Consider the following 6044-nt stretch of genomic DNA (forward strand, 5'->3'; position numbering starts at 1 on the left):
GGGGCTGGCGGTGACCGCGTTGCGCGGCTTGGCCTGGCCGGCGCTGACGCTCGGCGTCGGCCTCGTCGGCGGTGCGTTGTTCAACGCGCTCGGGATCCCGCTTGGCTGGCTGCTCGGCTCGATGATCCTTACCGCCGCGCTCTGCTGCAACCGCAGCCAGGCGCGGATCCCGCAGCCGTGGCGCTATGCCGGGCAGATGGCCATCGGCCTCTCCGCCGGACTCGCCTTCACGCCCGATCTCATCGCCCACGTGCTGAGTTTCGCGCCCTACATTCTCGCCGCGGTGCTGGTCTCGCTGGCAATGGGTATCGGCCTCTCCGGGCTGCTGGTGCGCTTGGCTGGCATCGACCGTACCACAGCCTATTTCGCCAGCATGCCGGGCGGCGTCGCGGAAATGTCAAACCTCGCGGAGCGCAACGGCGGCGACGTCGCGTCTGTGGCGATCGCGCAGACGTTGCGGATCTTTCTCGCCGTGCTCACGGTGCCGCTGCTGGCGCGCAGCATCGGCCATGCGGAGCAGGTGGCGCCAGCGGCCCAGGGAACGCCGCTGGCCTGGTTCGCGCTGGCAGTGTTGGCCTGTGCCGCGCTGCTCGCCTCCTGGGTGCTCACGCGCCGCCGCGTGCCCAATGCCTGGCTGCTCGGCGGCATGGCGATCGGCGTCGGCACCGCGCTTGCCGTCGGGGCACGGCTGCAGGTGCCCGGCCCGATCCTCTCCGTCGCGCAGATTTTGATCGGCGCCTCGCTCGGCGCACGGCTGCGCGGCAACATTTTGCGCAGCCATCGCCGCCTTGTCGGCGTCACGCTCGGCGCAACGGCGCTGTTGTTGGCGGGCAATTTCGCGGTCGGCTGGATGCTCACGGCGCTGACCGGCGCCGGCCTGACGACCACGCTGCTCAGCACCTCGCCCGGCGGCCTCGCGGAAATGAGCCTTACGGCCGTGGCGCTGAAGGCCGACGTCAGCCTCGTCACGGCGTTCCACCTGGTCCGCACCCTGATGGTGGCGCTGCTCAGCGTGCCGCTCTACAAGGCGATCCATGCGCGGGCCAAGACCGAGACGCCATAGGCGTCAGAAGGCTTTGGCCGGCACCAGGGGCGGCTCCGACGCGATGGGTTTTGGCGCGCGAACCGGGGCTGGCTGCCAGCCGATCTGGCGCTCGGAGATCGCCGCGACTTCGGCCCGCAAGGCCGCGCGGACTTCGCGCATGGCAGAGGTGAACGGCCGGTTCTGTGCGGCGGCGAGGACCAAAGTATTGATGACACTGGGGCTGATGATGCGCCACGCCTGGAGATAACCATCGTCGATTTCGCGATAGACGCAGCCGATCGGCAGGATGGTGTAGCCGATGCCGGCCCGTACCAGCTCTTTCATCGCGGTCAATGAATCGATGTCGTTCGCGATATTGAGGGCGATGCCGGCATCGGCCGCGACACGATCGAGTTGCCGCCGCAATCCGTGGTCCGGGCCCGGGGCGATGACGGACAATTTTCCGATTTCGCTCATGGCGATCGCCGGCGAACCATTCTCCGTTGTCACAACGGGCGGCGCATCGCGGCCGACGAGAAAGAGCTCTTCCGACATCAGATGTTCCACGGCGATCGCCGGGGTGTGCCGGGCATCGTGAAGGATCGCAAGATCGATCCGTCCCGACAGCAGCCATTCGTGAACATGGCCGGAAAAGCCGTCGACGAGGTGGAGCTTGATACCTGGAAATTTGGTCCGGAGCTTGTGCAGCACAGGCGCCCCGACGAGACCGGCCATCGACGTCGGTAAACCGAGGGCGACGGAGCCCGACGGTGTCAAGCGCTCTTCCGCGACTTGATCGCAGGCCTCTTTCAGCTTTGCGATCAGATCGGAGACGGTTTCATGGAACTTGCTGCCGCTTGGGGTCAGCTCGGCGCCGCGGCCGTTGCGGTAAAGCAGTTGTGAACCGACATGTTCCTCAAGCTTGCGAACCTGGCGGCTGAGGCCGGGCTGCCCCATCGCCAGGATGGCCGAAGCCTTGGAAAAGCTTCCGCTCCTCACGACAGCGCAGAAGCACTCGAGTTGTATAAGATCCAACATGGGCGAAGCGTCAGCCTCTCTTGGTGTGAAACGGTTTCTCTTGGGATGGCAGCACCCGGATCTTCTGCAGGGCGCTGCGCTTCACCGGCCAAAACGTGTGGCCTCCAGAATCGCCGCGCAGGCTCCGGCGCCTCCACCCGCGCCGCCGATAATCAGGCCGTGTTTTCAGCAACAATCGTGCCGATGCCCCGCGGCATCTGCGAAAGCGGTGAGAAACCGATAGGCATAGCTGCTAGGCCGCGGCGGATCGTGCCAGCGCCATGGAAGAGCTTCTAGATTGGCAAGACGGCCCTGTGCGGGGGGCTGAAAATAAACTGTATCGACTGCGCCGTAGCGGAGCGAACCGTGGACCTTCACCTCGACGGCAAGACTGCACTCGTCACCGGCGGCAGCGCCGGAATCGGACGCGCCGTGGCGCTCGCTCTTGTTGCCGAAGGGTGCCGCGTGGTCGTCGTCGGTCGCGACGAAGCACGCCTCGCCGCTATGCGCGCCGAAGTCGGCGCGGACAAGCTCGTCACCGTCGTCGCGGATCTTGCCACGTCGGCCGGCGCCGATAAAGTGGCAAAAACTACCATCGCCCAGGTCGGCGTGCCGGACATCCTCGTCAACAGCGCGGGCAGTTCGCAAGGCGGTCTGTTCTGGACCATCGACGACACGGTTTGGGACGAGAGCCTGAACCTCAAACTGATGGGCACCATCCGTATGCTACGCGCCATCGTGCCGCTGATGATGGAGCGCAGATCCGGCAACGTCGTCACCATCGTCGGCAACAGCGGCCGACAGCCGGGCGCACGCTTCCTTCCAGGTTCCGCCGCCAATGCCGCGCTGCTCGCGGTGACCAAGGGCTTGGCCGACGAGGTCGCCGCCTCCGGCGTCGTCATCAACGCGATCAGCCCCGGCCCGACCCGCACCGACCGCTGGACCGGCCTGATGGCCAAGGCCGCAAGCGCGTCGTCGCGCACGATCGCCGACGTCGAAGCGACCCATGTCGCCGCGATCCCGAACGGCCGCCTCAGCGAGCCGGAGGAGATCGCGCGCTACGTCGTATTTCTCTGTTCCCCGCTCGCGACGGCGGCAACCGGCACGTCGCTCACCATCGACGGCGGCGCCACACGAAGCCTCGCCTGATTTTTGCAGCTTGGATCGCATTCTGATGCCAAAGGATCTTTAAGTGTCGAACCCGCGCATTCCCTACCGCCTCTCCGCCGAGACGTCCGCTCTCCCCTTGATGAACGGCAAGAAGCTCATCGTGCAAGCGATCATGAACATCGAGGCCTGGCGTTTCGACCAGAAGATGCCGCGGACCATCGTGACGCCGCCGCACGGCGTCGAGCAGATTCCGGATGTGCCGAACTTTTGTTGGGCGGAATACGGCATGCGGGTCGGCATGGATCGTCTGATCAAGGAATTCGCGGCACGCAGGATTCCCGTCGGCGCCAGCATCAACGCGAGCGTCATCGACGTCTACCCCGAATGCGCCGAAGCAATTCTAAAAGCCGATTGGGAGTTCATCGGCCATGGTCTGTTCCAGAAGATGATTCAGGGCGAAGCCGACGAGCGCAGCGTGATTCAGGCGACGATCGACAAGATCGTACGCTTCACCGGCACGACGCCGCGCGGCTGGCTCAGCCCCGGCTTGCGCGAAAGCCTCGATACGCCCGACCATCTCGTCGCCTGTGGCGTCGACTATACCTTCGACTGGATCCTCGACGACGTGCCCTGCTTCATGCAGACCAGCCCGAAACCGCTGGTGGCATTGCCCTACGCATCGGACCTCAACGACAGCATCATCTACGCGATCGAGCACCAGGCGACTGGCGAGTTCGCCAATCGCGTGGCGCGCACCCTTGCCGTGCTCGAAAGCGAACCGGGCCCGAAGGTGATCTCGCTCGGGCTGCACCCGCACCTCATGGGCGTGCCGCATCGCATGCACGAGATGCGGCAGATCCTCGACATGCTGCAGAACCGCTCCGACACGATCTTCGTCAAGCCGGCGGAGACGATGGCGTGGTTCAACGCGGCGACGGCAAGCGCCAAGATGGCTCAGGCCTCCTGATATCTACACGAGAAAGATCGCACCATGGCGGATACCTACGGCTATCGCGGCAAGATCGGCATCGTGCTGCCCTCAGTCAATACGGTGGTGGAGACGGAAAGCGCACCCTTGTGTCCCCGCGGCGTCAGCCACCACGTCGCGCGCATTCTCGTCGAAGAGCGGCCGCTGAACAGCGAGGAGGCCTTCAACGCGCACATGGCATTGATGCGATCAGGCATCGTCAACGCGCTGGATCTCGTCGCGACCTGCAAGCCCACGCACATGATCATGGCAGTGGCGCTGGAAGCCTTCTGGGGCGGCCTCGCGACGGCGGAAAAGCTGCAGCAGGATCTCGAGGCGCATACCGGCATGGGCGTGTCGATGGGCAGCAGCGCGATCGGCGCTGCGCTCGAGGCGTTCGGCGCCAAACGGATCGGGATCATCACGCCGCACATGCCGCTCGGCGACGCACAGGTCCAACGCTATTTCGAGGAGGCCGGCTACGACGTCGTCAAGCTGATCGGGATGAAGCGGGGCTCGCCGCTCAAGATCGCGACGACGACGGACGACGAAGTGCGCACCGCGCTTCACGCGCTCGCAAGTGCCGACATCGAGGCCATCGTCCAGGTCGGCACCAACCTGCCGTTCACGACGATGGGGCTCGGCGCAGAACGCTGGCTCGGCAAGCCCGTGCTTGCCATCAACACGGTGACCTATTGGGACGCGCTTCGGCGCATGGGCGTAACAGACAGGCTCTACGGCCACGGCCTCGTGTTCGAGCGGTTCTGAGGCGATGGACCCCGCCGCCATCGAGACGCATGCGCGCGCGCTCGGCTTTGGCCGGGCGCTGGACCTGTTTCGTGACGACGTGATCGAAGCCGCGCGGCGCGCGGCGTTGCAACGCGCGCAGCTCGATCCACCGGACGACCCGGCATGCGAGCCCTGGCCGCCGATGCAATGCGCGCCGCCGTCGCGATGAGCGCGTTGCACAGGTTGCCGATCGCGGACGTGCTCGCGCTGTTTCGCGCAGAGAAACTGCGCCCGAGCGATTACTTGGCGCATCATCTCGCGCGCATCGCGATCCATGATGGCACGATCCACAGCATCATCCGGCTGGACGGCGACGCTGCGAAGACAGCGGCCTTTGCCAGCGACGCAGCCTATGCCGCGGGCAGACCGCGCGGCGCGCTGGACGGGATTCCGATCGGGATCAAGGACGTCATCGATGTCGCGGGCCTCCCCACAACATGCCATTCCGCCATTCGACTCGACCACGTCGCCAAAGCGGACGCCGCTTCGGTCGCCGCACTGCGTCAAGCCGGCGCGATCATCCTGGCGAAAACCGCGACGCATGAATTCGCCATCGGCGGCCCGGCTTTCGACCTGCCGTTTCCGCCCGCCCGCAACCCGTGGAACGTGAACCATCATCCCGGCGGCTCGTCGTCGGGCTCCGCCGCCGGCCTGGCGGCAGGGCTGTTCCCGGCTGCGATCGGCACCGACACCGGCGGCTCCGTTCGCCACCCTGCCAGCGCCTGCGGCCTCGTCGGTTTGAAGCCAACCTATGATGCGATTTCGCGCGACGGCGTCTTTCCTCTCGCCTTTTCGCTCGACCACGTGGGTAGTCTCGGGCGCAGCGTCGCGGATGCCGCGCTGCTTTGCGACGTCATGGCGGAGGGCCGTATCGGGGCGGCGCGCGACATTGGCCGCGACATCGCCGGGTTGCGCGTCGGCTACGTCAGGCACTTCCACGAGGTCGACATGGTGGCGACGCCCGATGTCGTCGCAGCCCTCGACGCCGGCGCCGAACGGCTGCGCGAGGCCGGCGCCACCGTCGTCGACATTACGCTGCCGGATCTGCACTCCTTCGCGGCCTGCAACCGCATCATCCTGCAGGCCGAGGCCATTGCGGTGCATGGCCGCTGGCTGCGGGAGCGGCCGGAAGACTAC

The 6044-nt window shown here is 66.1% G+C and carries 7 protein-coding genes; 6 read left to right on the top strand and 1 reads right to left on the bottom strand.

Annotation, left to right across the window (positions count from 1 at the left end; all coding sequences use genetic code 11):
- Positions 1–10 precede the first annotated feature (10 nt).
- Positions 11–1063: an AbrB family transcriptional regulator gene (locus GSQ79_RS01995; RefSeq protein ID WP_158807058.1), complete on the top strand. Its 1053-nt coding sequence runs from the start codon at positions 11–13 to the stop codon at positions 1061–1063.
- A gap of 3 nt (positions 1064–1066) precedes the next feature.
- Here GSQ79_RS01995 and GSQ79_RS02000 read toward each other — a convergent pair whose 3' ends face one another.
- The gene (locus GSQ79_RS02000; RefSeq protein WP_158807059.1) at positions 1067–2062 is read right to left on the bottom strand and encodes a LysR substrate-binding domain-containing protein; all 996 of its coding nucleotides are present in this window, start codon (positions 2060–2062) and stop codon (positions 1067–1069) included.
- A gap of 345 nt (positions 2063–2407) precedes the next feature.
- Here GSQ79_RS02000 and GSQ79_RS02005 point away from each other — a divergent pair, with 345 nt between their 5' ends.
- The 5 genes from GSQ79_RS02005 to GSQ79_RS02025 all read left to right on the top strand — a co-directional run.
- Positions 2408–3190, top strand: coding sequence for an SDR family oxidoreductase (locus GSQ79_RS02005; protein ID WP_158807060.1), 783 nt, complete (start codon positions 2408–2410; stop codon positions 3188–3190).
- A gap of 43 nt (positions 3191–3233) precedes the next feature.
- Positions 3234–4118: a hypothetical protein gene (locus GSQ79_RS02010; RefSeq protein ID WP_158807061.1), complete on the top strand. Its 885-nt coding sequence runs from the start codon at positions 3234–3236 to the stop codon at positions 4116–4118.
- A 24-nt stretch (positions 4119–4142) separates the two neighbouring features.
- Positions 4143–4886, top strand: a complete 744-nt coding sequence (locus tag GSQ79_RS02015) for a hypothetical protein (RefSeq protein WP_158807062.1) — start codon at positions 4143–4145, stop codon at positions 4884–4886.
- A 4-nt stretch (positions 4887–4890) separates the two neighbouring features.
- Positions 4891–5076: a hypothetical protein gene (locus tag GSQ79_RS02020; protein WP_158807063.1), complete on the top strand. Its 186-nt coding sequence runs from the start codon at positions 4891–4893 to the stop codon at positions 5074–5076.
- Positions 5031–6044 (top strand): amidase (locus GSQ79_RS02025; protein ID WP_158807064.1); only part of this gene is annotated, 1014 nt, incomplete at its 3' end. The genes GSQ79_RS02020 and GSQ79_RS02025, both read left to right, overlap by 46 nt.

It is taken from the genome of Beijerinckia sp. L45 (assembly GCF_009765775.1).
Taxonomy (GTDB): domain Bacteria; phylum Pseudomonadota; class Alphaproteobacteria; order Rhizobiales; family Beijerinckiaceae; genus RH-AL1.